The sequence below is a fragment of the Candidatus Paceibacterota bacterium genome, assembly GCA_035530615.1.
Taxonomy (GTDB): domain Bacteria; phylum Actinomycetota; class Actinomycetes; order Nanopelagicales; family Nanopelagicaceae; genus QYPT01.
Window position 1 is genome coordinate 1,064,618 of record DATKUL010000002.1, and the last position, 17,739, is coordinate 1,082,356.

Here is a 17,739-nt window from a genome sequence, read left to right on the forward strand (position 1 = left end):
ACCGTTTTCACGGCCAGCATCTCGGGTTTTTACACCGTATTGACGAGGTAGCTGTAGTGAGGTACTCCCCTTAAACATCTGAACTGTAATCCCAAACACAAAGTAAGGCAAAATAAGAATGGGTGGCTGATTTCGCCGCGACCCATTAATCCCTATGATTACTAAATTCTTTTCCATGATTCCCACATGAAAACGGGGGCACATTACTTATGGCTTTTGAGTCTTTTACAATCCGCGGGGCCACCGTGATCGATGGGTCTGGAAGCGCAGGCACTAAGACCGACGTTGTGGTGATAGACGGGAGAATCGCTGAAGTTGGAAGGATACTTAAGGGGGACGAGCGCGGCAGAATTATTGACGCCACTGATTTGACCCTCTCGCCCGGATTTATCGATATGCACGCTCATTCCGATCTTGCTGTCATTTCAGATCACGAACACCTGGCAAAAGTGACGCAAGGCGTCACTCTAGAGGTTGTTGGACAGGACGGACTTAGTTACGTTCCATCAAATGAGGACACGTTGGCGATATTGCGCGAACAACTGTTTGGTTGGAATGCTGATCCCGCAGGGATCGAATGGAACTTTAGGTCAGTAAAAGACTATCTGGCCGTTGTGGACCGTGGAGCTGCGGTAAATGTTGCATATCTAATTCCCCATGGCAATGTTCGAATGCTTGCATGTGGCAATGAGCCCGGAGAGGCTTCTTCGGAGCAGATGGCTTATCAACTCGCACTTGTTGAAGAAGGTATGCTCCAGGGTGCGGTAGGGATGTCCGCCGGCCTTACATATGTCCCTGCAATGTATGCCAGCGACAAGGAAATTTCCCAACTAACAGCAGTAGTCGCTAAGCACGGTGGTTACTATGCGCCCCATCACAGAAATTACGGAGCAAAGTTTCTAGAAGCAATAGATGAATGCATTGAAATTTCACGATCTTCATCGTGCCCGCTACACCTCACGCATTGCCATATGAGCGCACCGATTTTCCATGATAAGACAGAACTACTCTTTGAGAGATTAGCAAAAGCCGAGGCCGATAACTTGGATATAACATTGGATTCGTATCCTTATTTGGCGGGTTCGACGTACCTCCACGCTCTTCTTCCCTCGTGGTGCCAGGCTGGCAGCAAGGAGGAAATGCGCAATCGAATTATTCACCCGGAGATGCGCGCGAGAATTAAGAATAACCTAGAAGTCACAGGTTCGGATGGAAATCAAGGGGGCATAGTCAACTGGTCAAGCATTGTTATTGCTGGCGTCACGAAAAAACACAATGAGAAATATATTGGCCGTAAACTTCTTGAGTTGTCCACTGCCAAGAACCAAGACCCATCTGAGTTTTATCTTGATCTCGTAGTAGACGAAGATTTTCGTGCTTCATGCATTTTATTTTCTGGCTACGAACCAAATGTTCGATCCATTATGCAACATCCAAAACATATGGTTGGCACCGACGGCATTCTTACAGGTAATCGCCCACATCCTCGTGGTTACGGCACTTTTGCAAGGTACCTAGGATTTTATGCTCGACAAGAGAAGATCCTGAGCATGGAAGGTGCCGTCAACCGCATGACGGGGCGCCCAGCGCAGCGACTCTCCCTAAAGGACCGCGGCCTAGTCCGAAAGGGTTATGTAGCTGACTTGACCCTCTTTGATGCAACCACCGTTATCGATCGATCGACCTATGAAAATCCTCGAATTCCTGCGGCTGGGTTTGAAACAGTTTGGATTGCAGGCGTTGAAACCCTAAAAGGCGGTAAACGAACTGATAATCTGCCAGGCCGAGCAATCCGATCCTGCTAAAAATTCCTAAGCGGCCCCGCGAAGAATCGACATAAGAGTCGCTCGATCAACCGCGTCAACGCCACGACGAAGGGCGCCGTAGGCTGTCGCCAAATCCCTTAGTTCGGAGATAACGATCGTGGGCGCGATCAGCGTTATTTTATGAACCGACTCCGAAATCTTCCCGAGATATGGCTCTAGTGCGGGCGCAAGCCCGCCACCTAAAATGAAAATCTCGGGGTTGGTAATACAACAGACCGAAGCAATTCCCCTAGAAAGTAAATCCAATTGTTGACTAACAAGCTCATTAGCTAACTTATTACCCTTAGTCGCAGCTTCATAAATGAGTTTGGCGGAGACTTTTCGATTCTCGGCCATATCAATAATTTCTTGAGCTCCTTCCTTCTTTTTCGAGCCCTCAAAATTTCGCTCAAGCCCTGCTGCGCTGGCTTGGAATTCGAAGTTTGCATTTGCAGGAGATTTACTAGAACTAACCATTTGCAAAGGTAAGTTCCCCACTTCACCCGCAATCCCATTGAAGCCCCGATAAACTTGACCATCAATCAAAAGGCCAAGGCCAATTCCAACTCCAATTGACATCGTGGCGGCGTTGCCCAAGCCCTTTGCCCCTCCCTTCCAATGTTCTCCGCATATTGCCAGATGAGCTTCATTTTCGACGTGCACTTCCACCTTGAAAAGTTTGGAAAGTTCAGCACTCAACGAGAAATTTTCCCATTCAGGCAAGTTGTAGGCTCTGGCAATCTCTCCGGTTGTGGGATTGATCGTTCCGGGAGATCCAGCGACAATCGCTCCAACATCAGAAATCTTCAACGAATTTGCCTTCAAGAGCTGCCAGACCGAATCATGAATTTTCGAAAGAGTGGCCTTTCGGCCACCTTTTTGCGGAGTCGGTTCGGTGAGCCTGGCTAGAACATTTCCTTCTAAATCGGAAATGAGTACTCTGATCTTGGAACCGCCTATATCTATTCCGACTATCTTCTTGCGATCCTTGTTGAATGAAATTAACTGCGCCTTAGGGCCAGGCTTGCCAGATAGCGAATCGATCTGAGACTTTGAGAGGCAGATCAACTTCTCCTTTAGCAAGATATCCAGGGCCTCATTCACAGTTGGTTTGGACAGGCCCGATATCTCACCTATCACGCGGCGAGTGATGGGGCTGTTCATCCGCACGGTTTCGAAGACCCGCGCCACATTCAGCCGCCGCAAACCTGCCGGTGACCCAGAAGAGGACTTCATGAAGGACGCCGGCAGAAACTCCGAGAAGGTACTTGACAGAATAGGAAGACTCCTTGTTCTATTGCCTACCTGAGTAAACCACATTTATGGCTCTTAAACGAGAGCAGTCAATCAGGTTAATCACTACATGGCCAAATGAAGGAGAGTCCTAGTGGAGCAAGCAACTCGCATCAGCATTTCTGAAGTCTCAAAAATTTACAAAAATGGGACTAATGCCGTCGAGGCGGTCAAAAACTTCACGGAAAGTGTCAAGGATGGAGAATTTATTTGCGTTGTAGGGGCTAGCGGATGTGGGAAAACAACCTTGCTATGGTGCTTGTCGGGTTTACATCCTGCAACCTCAGGCGAAGTCCATATTGACGGCGAACTCCTTGAAAAGCCTCTGCCGGATCGCATCGGAATGGTTTTTCAAGATTCCAATCTTTTGCCTTGGCGGACACTTATCGAAAATATCGAACTTCCATTTGAGATTAAAAAGGCGCCTGTAAATCACGAACTTATCGAAGAACTCCTAGAAGTTGCAGGTCTGAAAGGTTTTGAAAACTCCTACCCTGGAGAACTCTCCGGTGGCATGAAGCAACGTGGCTCTATTGTCCGGGCGCTTGCGCAAGATCCAGAAGTTCTATTGATGGACGAGCCGTTTGGCGCTCTTGACGCGTTCACTCGCGAAGAAATGAACCTCTTCCTTCTAAAAGTTTGGGAACGGAAGAAAAAGACGATTGTCTTTGTTACGCATTCGATTTCCGAGGCAATCTTCTTAGCCGACCGAGTGTGGGTGATGTCGCCACGCCCTGGTCGCCTATCGCGAGTTGTAAACGTTGAGTTTGCTCGACCCCGCCAAATCGATTTGCAATTCGAACCTGATTTCATCGAAATATTAAAGTCGATTCGCGAAGATGTTGAAGGTTCCAAGTCTCTGAAAGGAAACAAATAATGACTACCGCCGACTTGGCAAACAAAATTCCAGACTTCAATTCTAAAGCGGGATCTGGCGATCAAGGCCCCCTCAATATGAGCGCTGTAGCAAATATCCGCCGCGCAAAAGGTGCCCTCGAAGTAGCTTCTGTCCTGGCCCTTGCAGTTGCCGTCGGTACTCTATTGGAATTAATTCTAATTTGGACGAAAACACCGGCCTACGTATTCCCCCGCCCAACAGCGGTTATTTATAGTCTTTTCACGGATTTCAGCAAACTTTATTGGAAGCCGCTGCTCCAGACAGGGCAAACCTTCTTCATCGGTCTTTTTATTGGATCGATCATCGGTTTGGCACTTGCCGTATTGGTTACTTTGAAACCTAGGCTGGATATTTACATTTCCCCTTACATCATCATTCTAGTTACTACCCCAATGGTCGCATTAATTCCATTTCTAATGCTCAAGTTTGGATTTGGAATGGCTCCAAGAATCATCGCCATTGCTCTAGCGACTGGCCCGATGGTAATGATTAACTCTGCTACTGGTTTCCGCCGAACCAACGCGGAACTTATTGCCTTGGGAAAGAGTTATGGGGCAACCGAGTTTCAGATTTTTCGTAAGATTCGCTTTCCATTTGCCCTTCCAATGATCATCGTTGGATTTATGGTCGGATCGATTTTTGGTCTGTTAACGGCTGTTGGCTCGGAAATGGTTGGAGGCGGAAGCGGACTTGGGAACCGTTTGATTTATTTTTCATCTCTAGTGCAAATGTCCAATTTCGGTGCCGTCCTTGTAATCGTTTCAACGCTAGGGGTTGGAATCTATTCATTCTTCACGTTGGTAAATAAGAAATGGGCCAATTGGGATGCATAAGCAAAAACTAGGAATTGCGTTCTAATGCCGAACCTAGAACGCAGATAAGAAAAGCAAGTCCGCTAACAGCAACCAAAGGAAGAGGTACAAAAATGAGAAATAGAAAGCTATGGCTGGCGGGGGTATCGGCATTGGCCGCACTCTCTCTTGTTGTTGGTCCGACGGTTTCAAATGCAGCGACAAAGACTCAGACGATAACCTGGATGTCACCACGTGGCTCTCTAGATGTTATGGATGACTACATGCTTCACGTCGCCATGGATCGCGGATACTTTAAGAAACTCGGTATAAAGGTTAAGTTGATTGCCGGACCATCTGATGGAACAGCTGCCACGAAGTTCGTTGCACAGAAACAAGCTGACGTTTCATATCCGAGCCCAGGAATTTTACTTTCGTCGGTAGCGGCCGGAGTTCCAGTCGTCTCAGCGTTCAATATGATCCCAGGACAAGTTTTCAATTTTGCGGTACCTAAAGGAAGCCCCTTGAAATCCATTAGTGACCTAAAAGGCAAGAAAATTGCGGTCGGATCACCCGCCTGGGCTTCAATTATTAATCCAATGTTGGTAGAAGCTGGAGTTGATCCAAGTACCGTTGAAATAATTGATGCCGGATGGCCAACCTGGTCTCAGGCAATTGCCTCCGGTAAAGTCGATGCTGGCCTCGGTTGGGATGGACTTCGAGCCCAATGGGCAGCAACAGGCATTAACGTCGATTGGATCATCGGCAAGGAAACATCAAAACAACCATCAAACGGATATGACATTCGCGCCTCAGAACTGAAAACCGCTGCCGGCAGAGATCTTTACACTCGTTTCTTACGCGGTGTTGCGATGGGACTCGAATTTGCGAAGGTTAATCCTCGGGCAGCCGCGCAAATCACCTACAACCGCTTGCCTGCTCTGGGAGCGACCCTCGCACCACAACTTGCAGTTGATTCAATGCGTGAGGAACAAGTGGGACACATGATCTCTCGTCTCGATGGCAAGGGATGGGGATACCACTACCCACAAGCATGGGCAGACTATCTAAAGGTTGTAGCAGACATGGGGCAAACGCCTCGTTTGATCAAGCCTTCAGAAGCCTATTCAAATCTCCTTATCGCCGGTGCAAATAAGTTCGACCATGCACGCGTCGCTAAAGATGCAAAGGCTTTCAAATTGAACGCCGTATTTGCAAAGGTCTCAGTTAAGTAAGCCAGACATAATTGAGTGAAGTCGCCTCGAAGCAGAGGCGACTTCACTCAATACAATCAAGAGAATCTTCATAAATTTGAAAGGAAGTTTCATGGGACGCCTCTCTATGTTTTCGTACTCATGGGACTTAGAAGAAAATGGAGTTTCTCAAAGCATCAATGAATTTAGGGAAATTGGCATCAACTCCATAACCCTGGCGAGTAGTTATCACGCCGGAAAGTTTCTCCGCCCTAAAGGGAAGAATGGAAAGATTTATTTTCCAGAGGACGGAACTACTTATTTTGCGTCAGACCCGTCCAGATATGGATCAATAAAGCCGATTCCGAATTCTATTTTTGGGAATGGTAATGTCCTTCAGGAACTAACGGAGATCAAAAACTTCTCCGTGAACGCGTGGCTCGTACTTTTTCACAATTCAAGACTTGGCTCTAAGAATTTGGATTCGACTGTCAGGAACGCCTTTGGTGACCCCTATATCTATGCGCTCTGTCCGTCCGCCCCTGAAGCACGTAACTATGCAATTGGTCTGACAAGCGACCTGACTGATAACTATGACGTCTCCGGCATCTCCCTTGAATCGATCGGCTTTCCTCCCTACGAACATGGGTATCACCATGAGATGAGTTTTGTAAAACCTAATAAGTGGCTCACGTCATACCTAGGACTTTGCTTCTGCGAGTATTGCGTCAACGGAGCCGAACAGAGTGGTATCGACGCCATGGGGCTTAAAGCCAAAGTCGCTTGGAATATTGATGCATATTTATCAGGGGAGATAGATTTCCCAGATGACATGGCCGAGGCATTCTGGCTCGCCGACGTCGCTGAAGATGCCGACTTGCATGAATATTTGGTCTTCAGATCTAGTGTGGTTACCTCACTTGCCACGGAGATTCGCGCAAGGGTTCGAAAAGAGGTAGAGGTTGCCATCATTCCTTCGGTGGCCAGACCGACAGGTGGCGCCTGGTATGAAGGTGCAGATTTGTCCGCGCTGGCGAAAGTTACCGGAGTTATCGAGGCGTGTTTCTACGAATCGTCTATCGACCGCATTAAAGCCGACTTGGCAGATACCAAACGTCGCATCGGTGGAAATGGAAAAATTAAGGGCATCCTTCGACCGGCATTTCCTGACCTAATAAATGAAAAAGCAGTCTTTGACGCGGTCCAAGCACTTCACGAGGGTGGCGTCGAAGATATTGGCTTCTATAACTATGGTCATATCCGTAGTCAAAGTCTTAATTGGATTGCAAACGCGCTGGCATCGGTGGTCGGAAAATGACGGGAAGATTTGATGGAGCCGTGGTGGCAATTACGGGGGCCGCTGGTGGAATTGGGCAGGAGCTTTGTCGCCAATTTGGGCGCGAGGGCGCAACTATCTTTGCTGTCGATAAAAAGGAGACAGTTCTGGCGCTTGCTGACGAGCTGGCAGAGGAGGGCATTGTTGTACACGCAAAAGTCTGTGACATCAGCGATGCTTCCGCCATCGCCGAGAGCATTGCAAAATTTAGTCAAGATATTAGCTCTATTGATGTATTGGTTAACAATGCTGGCTTTTCGGATCATCCAACGTTGGAAAAAACTCCACCGGAGGCATGGAGCTTTGACATAAATGGAAATCTCAATGGCGCGTACAACTGTGTGCATGCCGTTCTACCCGGAATGCAAAAGAAACGCAAAGGAGTAATCATCACGGTTGGCTCAGTTAATGGGCTCTCTGCGTTGGGAGATCCAGCCTATAGTGCCGCAAAGGCGGCTCTTGTCAGCATGTCTAAAGCCATCGCGATGGAGAACGGTCGCTACGGAATTCGCGCAAACGTCGTATTGCCAGGTACCGTCCGCACCCCTATTTGGAATGACAGGGCAACTAAGGATCCGTCGGTCCTTTCAAAACTCGTCCGCTGGTACCCATTGGCTCGCTTGGTAGAGCCATCTGAAGTTGCCAATGCAGTCCTGTTCCTTGCCTCAGAACAAGCCTCTGCGATTAGTGGTGCTGAGTTGACAGTGGATTGCGGACTCACAGCTGGAAACATTGTCATGTCCCGTGAATTGACTTTGGAAGATTTCTAACTACTAGCAAGGGAAGAAGATATGAGTGAACTAAGAATCGGAGTAATTGGGCTCGGCTGGTTCGGCGAAATCCACTGCGATGCAATCATCGGGACTCCAAGTTTGAAGTTGACTTCACTCTGTACCAGAAACGAAAGCCGGCTTAAAAGTCTAGGCGAGAAATTCGGCGTCGAAAAATTACACACAAATTACCAGGATCTTCTGGCGGATCCAGAGATAGATGCCGTTTCGATTACCACAATGTGGGATCAACACACAGATATCGCCATAGACGCTCTCAGAGCCGGGAAGCATGTATTCCTAGAAAAGCCTATGGCTTCCACTGTTGCCGACTGTCAGAAGATTATTGAAGCGTCTGAGGAGTCGAAAGGAATACTTCAAATCGGCCACATTGTGCGCTTTAATCCACGCTACCGGACGGCGAAGAAGGCAATTAGTGAAGGTGCAATCGGCCAGATTCTCTCATTGAGCTCGCGTCGAAATATCCCCGCAGCATGGACTCCAGACATCTTGAACAAGATCGGACCAATCGTCGGAGATGCGATCCACGATACTGACATCATGCTCTGGCTAACCGGTGACAGAATCATCAGCGCCTACGCCCAAACGGTTGACCTGCGTAAGTTGAAAAACCCAGATATCGCGCAAACTATGTACCGTTTTGCAAACGGAGCCTCCGCCACGTTAGAGACTGTATGGTGCATGCCAGAACATACTCCGTTTGATATTGACGAACGTATGACAATTATCGGCACTGAGGGCCTGATTCATATTCAGGATACTTTCCCGAATCTTGGAATCGTTACAAAGACAAGTGGCTTACGAAGTCCAGATACAACTTACTGGCCAGAGTTTGATGGTTATCGCGGAGGCGCTCTGCGGGAAGAATTCCTTTACTTTGCGGACTGTGCAATGAAAGGTATACCGCCCACGGTGAGCACTCCAGTAGATGCTATGCGCGCGCTCGAAGCAACGCTCGCTGCCGAAGAATCAGCACGTACAGGCAAGGTCGTAACTATCTAAGGCTTGATATCGAGATAGAGCGACCCTCTAAAAGTGAAGCTCTAGCGGCCAGCGCCACCTGAAGTGCTGCAATTGCTGACGACGTGGGAGAAACGTCAAAAGTGCCGCCGTTACTAGCCTGTTCAAAGAAGTATTGAACTTGTCGGCCATAGGGGTCGTCGTTTGCAATTCTCTGTTGCGCGTTTCCTAATGACGAAAAAATGTGCCAACTGTTTACGCCCGCATCGTTGCCCTGAGAAGACTCTTCGGTTGCGGACATCGCGGAAAATTCATAGTGCGCCATACCCTTTGTCCCCAGTAAATCTATAGTGCTAGTAAACGGAACCCCCTCGCCTGTATTCATGCAACTTTGGACTTGACCTATTCCACCACTTTCGTATTGAACAATTATTTCGGCTGGACCGCTCGGACTAGTTTGCACCGCGAATACTTCTGTTGGATTTCCCAAATAGAGGTTCAGTTGATCAAAGTCGTGAATCGAAAAATCTACCAACATTCCGCCCGTTTGGCTGGCATCGTCAAGCCACGCTGCCCATGAGGGCTTTTGTGAAAATCGACGCGCATGAACCGAAAGGACTTTACCCAACTCGCCCGAATCACTAGCCGAACGTAATTTTTGATATCCCAAAAAGAAGCGAACAACGTGTGCGACCATCAACGATCCTGAACTTCTTGAGGCCACATCGGCAATCGCTTTTGCATCAGCAATTGTCAGCGCAATGGGCTTTTCTAGTAATACATGCTTGCCAGCAGAGAGAAGTGCTATTGCGATATCTTTATGTGTTGGAGTGGGCGTACATACAGAAACAAATTTCACGCCCTTATCTTTCAAAATCACATCAAGATCCGAAATATACGTAGCATGCTTTGCAAGCGGAACTGATCCTTCTTTCGGCCTTGGTGTGCATATGTATTTGATCGCGTCTGCTTGACCAGCACTTGCCCACGCCGCTGCATGGGCATTACCCATATAGCCCTGACCGATAATTGCTATTGAGGACTTGTCAGGCATACATACTCACGCAGACAGTCGTTTAATGGTATCTACCGAGTAAGCCAATGACTCGTGGACGTCTTCAACCCCATTGGGTCCAGAAGGCGTGAATTCGATTTCAATGCTAAGGGCTGTTGTGCATCCCTTCTTCTTTAGAATATTTAGGATCCTGTGGAAATCGAGGTCACCACGTCCGATCGCAGGGAAGTTCCACTCATTTTGCGCACCGGATTTTTCTTTTAGGTGTATGCCTATGATCGAATCAGTTGACGCCTCTAAGTCATCATAGGGCTCAGTGGCTCCGTAGAAAACTACATTACCCGTATCGTAATTCAAGCGAACATTTGGTAAATCTACTTTCTTAAGAAGTGCAATAACTCCTTGACCCGTTGCATAATTGTTACCGTGAGTTTCAACTGCCAGGTCGAGTCCGAGGTTTTGCGCAAATTCGCCGAGCTCCCGAAGGATACCAACGAGTTCAGTATCATCGCCGACAACTGAATCATCACCATGAGTCTCACCGGTGCTTAAAGTTACATACTGAACTCCAAGGCGTTTTGCCAATTGAAGATTCTTCCTAAAGGTCTCTTGTCCATCCTTAGTCTGAATATTCGTATGACCACACATTCCAATTGCTCTGATGTCATTTAATTTTAGCAAATCTAGTACTCGCGCGACCTCTGCATCTGAATAGTCGTTTCGCACATGTTCGGTCCAACCATTCACCGCAGCTAATTCAATAAGTTTAATGCCGGCGCGATGAGCACCTTCGACGGCCTCTTCCAACGTGAACCCATGGTAGGTGTTGCTGTTTAGACAAATTGCATTATTCATTGGAGCTCCCTTTGATCAAATCGGAATTTAAGGTTAGAACCAGCCAGTTTCATTTGGATTTCTGTACTGCATGAATTCGACAACCGCACCACCGACCAAAACGAATGCAACACGTACAAAGCCATCGGCAACGTCGAAAGGCTGAAGCAAAATTTCGTAACCTTTGATGGATTCATCTAAATTGTCTACCCGGTATGCGACATGGGGAAGATTTCGAATTGGGCCGGTAACGGGAGTGTCATGCTCGTAGCGAAGAAACTCCACATTTGCCGCATGAGCTCGCGGGTTCGTCACCCAGACTCGAGTGGAATCCACGAAAGTCTCGTCGCTCTGCTGCGATTCAGTGATAACTCCTATATGGTCGAAGCGGCTACGATCAAAAGTCATGCCAATTCCATCCTCTCCGAGATCTAAATTACCTATTTGCTACGGTAAAGGAATTCTCTACTGCCAAAATTAATGTGTCAATACCTCTTCCTATTCGACTAATAGCAAAAATTGACTTCGATCCCCTCTGAATTTCCGGATGAAGAGTTTGACCGCTGCTCAGGTCCAAGGATAAATAGTACAAAATTGACCCTTTTTAGTACAATCTTCTTATGTCAGATTTGTCCATCTCGAATGTTCGCGCGGATCTTGCCAAAGCCGTTTCTCGCGCCAAAAGAAATCCAGTGACTATCTCAAGGCATGGCAAGCCTGTTGCTGTACTGATTAGCCCATCACTGTTCGAGAAATTTGTTGAGTCAATCGAAGAACTGGAAGACATTGCCGCATTTGATGACGCGATATCCGACAAAGATCCAACAATTCCATGGGAGCAGGTTAAGAAAGACCTAGGTCTTCTTTGACCAATTATTCGATCGAGGTAAAAAGGAAAGCTCAAAAATACCTCAGCACAATTCCGAAGAAGGACAAGCTCCGAATCGTTGGGGCAATAGAGTTACTCCGAGAGAATCCACTCCCACCAAAGTCCTTGAAACTCAAAGGCCGCGACGGTTATCGAATTCGAATTGGTGAATATCGCATTATTTACTCTTTCAACAGTAAACGCTTAACCATCCTCGTTATTAAAATCGGTCACCGTAGAGATATCTACCAAATGGATGTCAATGAATAACAGAAGAGTCTCCCTATAAGCCGGATCCTGTGAGTTTTGGATTGCTGACTTCTTCGAAGTTTTGCTCAGGGTCTTTGTGATGTTGCAGATTTGGGGCGAGAATCAAAAGTGAGTGATTCAGAGAATAAAATATCCGGTTCAACTTTTCCGTAAGTACCATTGCCCGTGAGGTATACAATCCAAAGTTGCTTAGTCAAAATTCCACTACATTTGAGAGTAAAAGGTAGCGAAGAGATTGCAGTTACTTTTGCACAATCCCCAGGCCCAGTTCCTACAAATTTTAACGCTAACTTCATTGCAGAGAAGTCCCAACCCGATATTTCAGGAACAGAAATTTCGAATGAAGTTGCATCCAACTCCCTAAGAGCAGGGGTTGGAAGAGAAGGCATATTTATTAAGGCTGGTTGCGTTGGTGTATCTGATGGTTGCGGAGCAGGTTTGTGGGTAAATTGTGGAGTTCTATCTCCCAAGTATCCTAAGTATTCGGGCAGAACGGTCACAGCGATATTTTTGATTATGCAAGAGGCCAAGTAAGAGTTTATTACTCGTGCTTCGGCAATATCAACGGTCAACGAATACCGATATTTAATTGCAAGCCAATTTGTCATATAAGTACAAACATCTTTTTGTGGCAACCAACTAGCAACGTCCTTATCCCCCTTGGACCGGGTCTGGCCAAGGGAGACAGCCACCAGAGCCTGTGGTTCCTCTAGATCATTTGCAAACGCCTGGCGCTGGGCAGGGGTCCAAGCCCAGGCACCTGAGCGCCAAGCCTCTGCGAGTGGGACAACGTGGTCAATACGTAAATCGAATGCCTTCGATGTTTTCTTTGCATCATAGGGACTTAACCATTTGCCACCAGTGAGAGTGCAGTTCTTGCCAATCTTTGGTTTTATCACAGCCTCTTCGATTAGAACCTCAGCCCTGGTATCGCAGCCATCCTTGTCCACATCAATCCATAATTTGAAGAGCGCTTGGTTGTATCCAGTCAAGTGGTCTTGCGAAATAGTCAGGTATTCTCGAGAAACAGTGGGGGAATCAACACTCGCAGGGTGGTAAATCGGGAGCGAAATAGTGATGCGCATGGGAGTTACATCTTTAAAAAGCAAGTACTTACATTCTTTTGCTCCTGCCCAGTAGCCATCACTGGATTTTTTTGTAGTTATGCACACGTTCCATTCTGCGGCGAGTGGCAGCGAGAACTTGATACTACGGCTAGCTGCATCGTAAACATGGGAAGGGGTTATAGTCCGAGGGCTCGTTCCGCCAATGGTTAAAGTGATTGAAAATTGAGGATTGGAAACGGTGGCGCTAAATACACCAGTTCCTGCGTCCCAGGAGCCGTTATCTATTGTGATTGCACCAATTCTAGTCTTAGTATGAGTTGGAGTGCCAATTCTTATCCAATCTTTCTTTGTAAATCCATATGCCTTCCCATCTCTTAAGACACGCCCGCTCATAAAATCCTCGAAGTATTTGAATGGATGAGCTGGATCATTCGTCTGGGCTAAATACTCAGGGTCCTGCGCATAGTTGTAGTGGAGGTCGTCGGGAGGTAAACCTTTATCTAAAACCCGCCCTTCAACATTGGATATGGCCAGGTGTAGCCACTCATGCCAAAGTAATCCAACATAAGGTGCTCCCACATCAGGATCAATAAGGTCCTGTGGCAAAATTGGAAACACCACGCGCCTCGACCCTGCCGCACCCGCAAAATACGCCCTCTCTCCATGATCGGGATATCGAAACATGACGGCGTCGTAACCTTTAACCAAGAAATCTGCTTGGATCACATCCAAGCCTGCACTCATTACCGGAAAAATGTTGTCTCCCATATCCCAAATATCTACATCAGCAGTAACACCGCACTCAGATGCCTTGGCGATGGCATTGAGAAATGGTTGCACGGACATCGTCCCTACTCTTGTCACGCTTGCATCACGAGGCAGAGTCGTACCATTTGTATCCACGAAGTATTCGAGCATGGCCATATGCCAGTGTGCAGAGCCAGGGCAATCAGGAGAGCTGAATGAGGAGACAATTTTTGGTGTTCGCGCCGCCACGGCTGGGTCAAACTGAGCAGATGCAAGAACGGACGCAAACACCAGTGTTATCACGAGCAAAATATGGCGAGCCGAATAACTTAATCTCCGGAATTCGGCCAAAAACTTATCAAGCTCGCATCGATTTACCTTAATGGCATCCCTCGATTCAAATTATTCAATCAACTCTAGTGACCATATACCACGTCCAAGTTAGGCACGCTCGCACGCACCTGAGGATTATGAAACAGAAGAGTCGCCCTATAAGCCGGATCCTGTTTCTCTTGCGAGAAGATCACCATCCATCTAGGCACGCAATTGCTCACGTGCTCAAGCAACCTACCTGGTGAATTGAGCGAGCAGCCCATCACCTTTCTGGTCTTGCTCCAAGTTGGGTTTATTTATAACTGGTATACTGACAACGTTATTTTGAAATCAAAATAGTAGAAATTTATATAGCGAAGTCTGGTGTGATTCCAGCGCTATCCCGCAACTGTAATGGTCGAAAGACCTCAGCCAGGTCGCCTCGTGAATTTCTTTTTACTGACTTCGGAAGAAAGTCGGGAGGAGTTTTAATGGCTAAAACACATAATCTTGGATTTCCACGCATCGGGGCTCAAAGAGAACTGAAATTTGCTCTAGATGCTTACTGGTCGGGCAAAATTTCTCGTGACGAACTCCAGAACATTGGTGCACGTGTTCGGAAAGTTAACTGGGAAACCCAATCACAATTAGATTTCGTTCCAGTAGGTGACTTCAGTTTCTATGATCACATTCTTGATTTGACGTTCATGCTAGGTAATTTGCCCGATAGAATTCAGGGTTACAGCGGATCTAGCTTAGATAACGTGTTTAGATTAGCTCGAGGTAGATCAGTTGATCCTGCGGAATCCGTGGTCGCTGGTGAGATGACGAAGTGGTTTGACACCAATTATCACTATATTGTTCCTGAATTTACTAGTCAAACAAGATTCACATTAGATACATCACGGCTATTCGCTCAATTGAAAGAAACGGAAAATCTAGGTCTAAAAATAAAACCTGTGATTATTGGACCTCTGACCTATCTTGCAATTGGTAAAACAAAAGATGATGTAAAGAAATTGGATTTACTTCCTCAATTGATAGAAGCATACATTGAATTACTGAATTCCCTGTCACAAAAAGGAATCGAATGGGTTCAGTTAGATGAGCCGATTCTCGTAACAGAATTAGATCCCGGATGGGCAAATGCTTTTACTCAGGCATATGAAGAGATCGGCATGACGGATGTTAAAATCCTTCTATCAACTTATTTTGGTTCTTTAGAAGATAATTTGGATTTAGTTACTCGCTTACCCATCGACGGACTGCACATTGACACGATCAATGCTCGCAAGGAAGTTGATACTATGATCTCAAAGTTGCCAAGCGATAAAGTGGTTTCATTAGGTGTTGTAAATGGCCGAAATATTTGGAAAAGTGATATTAATTCAATTCTCGATTGGCTAGAGCCAATCGCCAATAAATTAGGTGACCGACTATGGATAGCGCCGTCATGCTCTCTTCAACATGTTCCAGTCGACCTTGGAAGTGAAGAAAAATTGGATGCCGAGATAATATCTTGGCTGGCCTTTGCCAAACAAAAACTTGAAGAAATCGAAATTATCGGACAAGCGCTCAATCACGGTCGTGGCTCAGTTTCAACGGAACTAGCGGCAAATGCACAAACTGCAAATTCACGTCGTACTTCTCCCCGGGCACATAATCAAGCAGTTAAGAAAGCGCTAGAAAACATTGATAAAAGTTGGGGAAATCGAAAGAGCCCTTATGAAAGTCGACAGAAGATACAGGCCGAGGTTCTCAAACTTCCAATGTTTCCAACAACTACAATTGGATCCTTCCCGCAGACAACTGAGATTAGAAATGCCCGTAGTAAGTTCAAAAAAGGTGAAATTAATTCTGCTGAATATAAAGAAGCCATGAAGCAAGAAATCGCATACGCAGTTCACGAACAAGAAAAATTGGGAATTGATGTATTAGTTCACGGTGAAGCCGAGAGAAATGATATGGTCGAATATTTTGGTGAGCAACTAGAAGGATATGCATTTACCCAATTTGGATGGGTTCAATCTTACGGATCGCGATGTGTAAAGCCGCCGATTTTGTTCGGTGACATTAGTCGGCCAAAAGCCATGACGGTCGAATGGATTACGTACGCGCAATCACTCACTACGAAGGTAATGAAAGGTATGTTAACTGGCCCAGTTACGATCCTCAATTGGTCTTTTGTGCGCGATGATCAACCTCGTTCAATTTCTTGTCGACAGATAGCCCTCGCGATACGCGAGGAAGTAATCGATCTTGAATGGGCCGGAGTGAAGATAATTCAAATCGATGAGGCCGCTTTACGTGAAGGATTGCCTCTGCGCAAATCTGAATGGAAAAAATATTTGGATTGGTCGGTAGAATCATTCCGAATAGCTGCCAATGGGGTCCAAGATAAGACACAAATCCATACACATATGTGTTACTCCGAATTTAATGACATTATGGGTTCAATTTCTGACATGGATACTGATGTAATAACGATAGAAACTTCACGCTCTGATATGGAATTGCTTGATGCCTTTGATAATTTCAAATACCCAAATGAGATGGGCCCCGGCGTCTATGACATTCACTCACCTAATATCCCAACTCAAGACCACATCATTGACTTGATGATCAAAGCTTCTGAACGGATACCTTATGAAAGACTTTGGGTTAATCCAGACTGTGGTTTAAAGACTCGACAATGGGGTGAAGTTTTGCCAGCTTTGGCCAATATGGTTGCAGCTGCAAAAGTATTACGAAGCCGATACGCTTAAAAAGAAGAGTCGCCCTATAAGCCGGATCCTGTCTAGGATCACCGTCCATCTAGTTCCGCAATTGCTCACGGAATCAAGCGACCTACCCGGTAGCTCGAACGAGCAGTTCTCAAGCGCTACCTGTCTGGTCTTGCTCCAAGTGGGGTTTGCCTAGCCATGACGGAGTTTGTCATGGCTAGAAATTGCAACGCGCTGATACCCTTTAACCCATGAGTCAGCGCCTGGAATACCTCCGAGCCAACAGTGGGGCCATTAGGGCTATCGCTGCTCGCCATAAGTCTCGCTCTATCTCTGTATTTGGAAGCGTTGCCCGAGGAGAAGACCGCCCGGATAGTGATATTGATTTTCTCGTCGATTGTGACCCCACTGCATCACTCTTTGACCTCGTTCACATGCGCCAAGAACTCATTGATTTTCTCCAGGTCGATGTAGATCTAGTCGATCAAGGTGGATTGTTTCCTCGAGATGCCCACATCCGGGAAGAGGCGTTAGTTCTGTGAATCAGAACGATAAGCGTCGCATTCAAGACATTATGGAATTAGCCGCTGAATAATGCTTGCCCACAACTATCAACGAATAAAGAGGTCTCAATTGTGGATCGCAGCCACCGTGGACGTTCCCGCCCTCGTCCGAAGTCTTAAGGATTTTATTTAAAAGAAGAGTCGCCCTATAAGCCGGATCCTGTCTAGGATCACCATCCATCTAGTTCCGCAATTACTCACGGAATCAAGCGACCTACCCGGTAGCTCGAACGAGCAGTTCTCAAGCGCTACCTGTCTGGTCTTGCTCCAAGT

The 17,739-nt window shown here is 46.7% G+C and carries 16 protein-coding genes and 1 riboswitch; of the genes, 11 read left to right on the plus strand and 5 right to left on the minus strand.

All coding sequences use genetic code 11. The features are described from left to right. The first annotated feature begins 245 nt into the window (after positions 1-245). Positions 246-1,805 (plus strand): D-aminoacylase, encoded by a 1,560-nt coding sequence (locus tag VMW30_08395; GenBank protein HUW88376.1) that lies wholly within the window; start codon positions 246-248, stop codon positions 1,803-1,805. 6 nt (positions 1,806-1,811) lie between these two features. On the opposite strand, the gene VMW30_08400 is transcribed toward VMW30_08395, so the two are convergent. Continuing rightward, positions 1,812-3,041, minus strand: coding sequence for an ROK family transcriptional regulator (locus VMW30_08400; GenBank protein HUW88377.1), 1,230 nt, complete (start codon positions 3,039-3,041; stop codon positions 1,812-1,814). A gap of 151 nt (positions 3,042-3,192) precedes the next feature. On the opposite strand from VMW30_08400, the gene VMW30_08405 reads away from it, so the two are divergent. From VMW30_08405 to VMW30_08430, 6 genes are all read left to right on the plus strand, one after another. Continuing rightward, entirely contained in the window at positions 3,193-3,975 is a 783-nt protein-coding gene (locus VMW30_08405; protein ID HUW88378.1) for an ABC transporter ATP-binding protein, read from the plus strand. Next, the gene (locus VMW30_08410; protein ID HUW88379.1) at positions 3,975-4,829 is read left to right on the plus strand and encodes an ABC transporter permease subunit; all 855 of its coding nucleotides are present in this window, start codon (positions 3,975-3,977) and stop codon (positions 4,827-4,829) included. Before VMW30_08405 ends, VMW30_08410 begins: the two co-directional genes overlap by 1 nt. 92 nt (positions 4,830-4,921) lie before the next feature. Further along, positions 4,922-6,022: an ABC transporter substrate-binding protein gene (locus VMW30_08415; GenBank protein ID HUW88380.1), complete on the plus strand. Its 1,101-nt coding sequence runs from the start codon at positions 4,922-4,924 to the stop codon at positions 6,020-6,022. 91 nt (positions 6,023-6,113) lie between these two features. Then, positions 6,114-7,298, plus strand: a complete 1,185-nt coding sequence (locus VMW30_08420) for a hypothetical protein (GenBank protein HUW88381.1) — start codon at positions 6,114-6,116, stop codon at positions 7,296-7,298. Then, positions 7,295-8,086, plus strand: a complete 792-nt coding sequence (locus tag VMW30_08425; GenBank protein HUW88382.1) for an SDR family oxidoreductase — start codon at positions 7,295-7,297, stop codon at positions 8,084-8,086. The genes VMW30_08420 and VMW30_08425 overlap by 4 nt, the downstream gene beginning before the upstream one ends. Positions 8,087-8,107: 21 nt before the next feature. Beyond that, complete coding sequence (locus VMW30_08430) at positions 8,108-9,109, plus strand: Gfo/Idh/MocA family oxidoreductase (GenBank protein HUW88383.1); 1,002 nt, start codon at positions 8,108-8,110, stop codon at positions 9,107-9,109. Here VMW30_08430 and VMW30_08435 read toward each other — a convergent pair. From VMW30_08435 to VMW30_08445, 3 genes are read right to left on the minus strand one after another with little or no spacing between them, the layout of a single operon-like run. Then, positions 9,102-10,121, minus strand: a complete 1,020-nt coding sequence (locus VMW30_08435) for a Gfo/Idh/MocA family oxidoreductase (GenBank protein ID HUW88384.1) — start codon at positions 10,119-10,121, stop codon at positions 9,102-9,104. The genes VMW30_08430 and VMW30_08435 overlap by 8 nt on opposite strands. Positions 10,122-10,127: 6 nt before the next feature. Then, positions 10,128-10,937 (minus strand): sugar phosphate isomerase/epimerase, encoded by an 810-nt coding sequence (locus VMW30_08440; GenBank protein ID HUW88385.1) that lies wholly within the window; start codon positions 10,935-10,937, stop codon positions 10,128-10,130. A 33-nt stretch (positions 10,938-10,970) separates the two neighbouring features. After that, the gene (locus VMW30_08445) at positions 10,971-11,324 is read right to left on the minus strand and encodes a hypothetical protein (protein HUW88386.1); all 354 of its coding nucleotides are present in this window, start codon (positions 11,322-11,324) and stop codon (positions 10,971-10,973) included. Positions 11,325-11,536: 212 nt separating this feature from the next. Between VMW30_08445 and VMW30_08450 the strand changes: the two genes are divergently transcribed. After that, complete coding sequence (locus VMW30_08450) at positions 11,537-11,785, plus strand: type II toxin-antitoxin system Phd/YefM family antitoxin (protein HUW88387.1); 249 nt, start codon at positions 11,537-11,539, stop codon at positions 11,783-11,785. Then, positions 11,782-12,054, plus strand: a complete 273-nt coding sequence (locus VMW30_08455) for a type II toxin-antitoxin system RelE/ParE family toxin (protein HUW88388.1) — start codon at positions 11,782-11,784, stop codon at positions 12,052-12,054. Before VMW30_08450 ends, VMW30_08455 begins: the two co-directional genes overlap by 4 nt. Before the next feature lie 65 nt (positions 12,055-12,119). On the opposite strand, the gene VMW30_08460 is transcribed toward VMW30_08455, so the two are convergent. After that, positions 12,120-14,171, minus strand: coding sequence for an HNH endonuclease family protein (locus VMW30_08460; GenBank protein ID HUW88389.1), 2,052 nt, complete (start codon positions 14,169-14,171; stop codon positions 12,120-12,122). A gap of 357 nt (positions 14,172-14,528) precedes the next feature. Beyond that, positions 14,529-14,669: riboswitch (adenosylcobalamin (AdoCbl) riboswitch) on the plus strand. A 2-nt stretch (positions 14,670-14,671) separates the two neighbouring features. Between VMW30_08460 and metE the strand changes: the two genes are divergently transcribed. Then, positions 14,672-16,945 (plus strand): 5-methyltetrahydropteroyltriglutamate--homocysteine S-methyltransferase, encoded by a 2,274-nt coding sequence (metE, locus tag VMW30_08465; protein HUW88390.1) that lies wholly within the window; start codon positions 14,672-14,674, stop codon positions 16,943-16,945. Between the two features lie 209 nt (positions 16,946-17,154). Then, positions 17,155-17,445, plus strand: coding sequence for a nucleotidyltransferase family protein (locus tag VMW30_08470; GenBank protein ID HUW88391.1), 291 nt, complete (start codon positions 17,155-17,157; stop codon positions 17,443-17,445). The last annotated feature ends 294 nt before the right edge of the window (positions 17,446-17,739 follow it).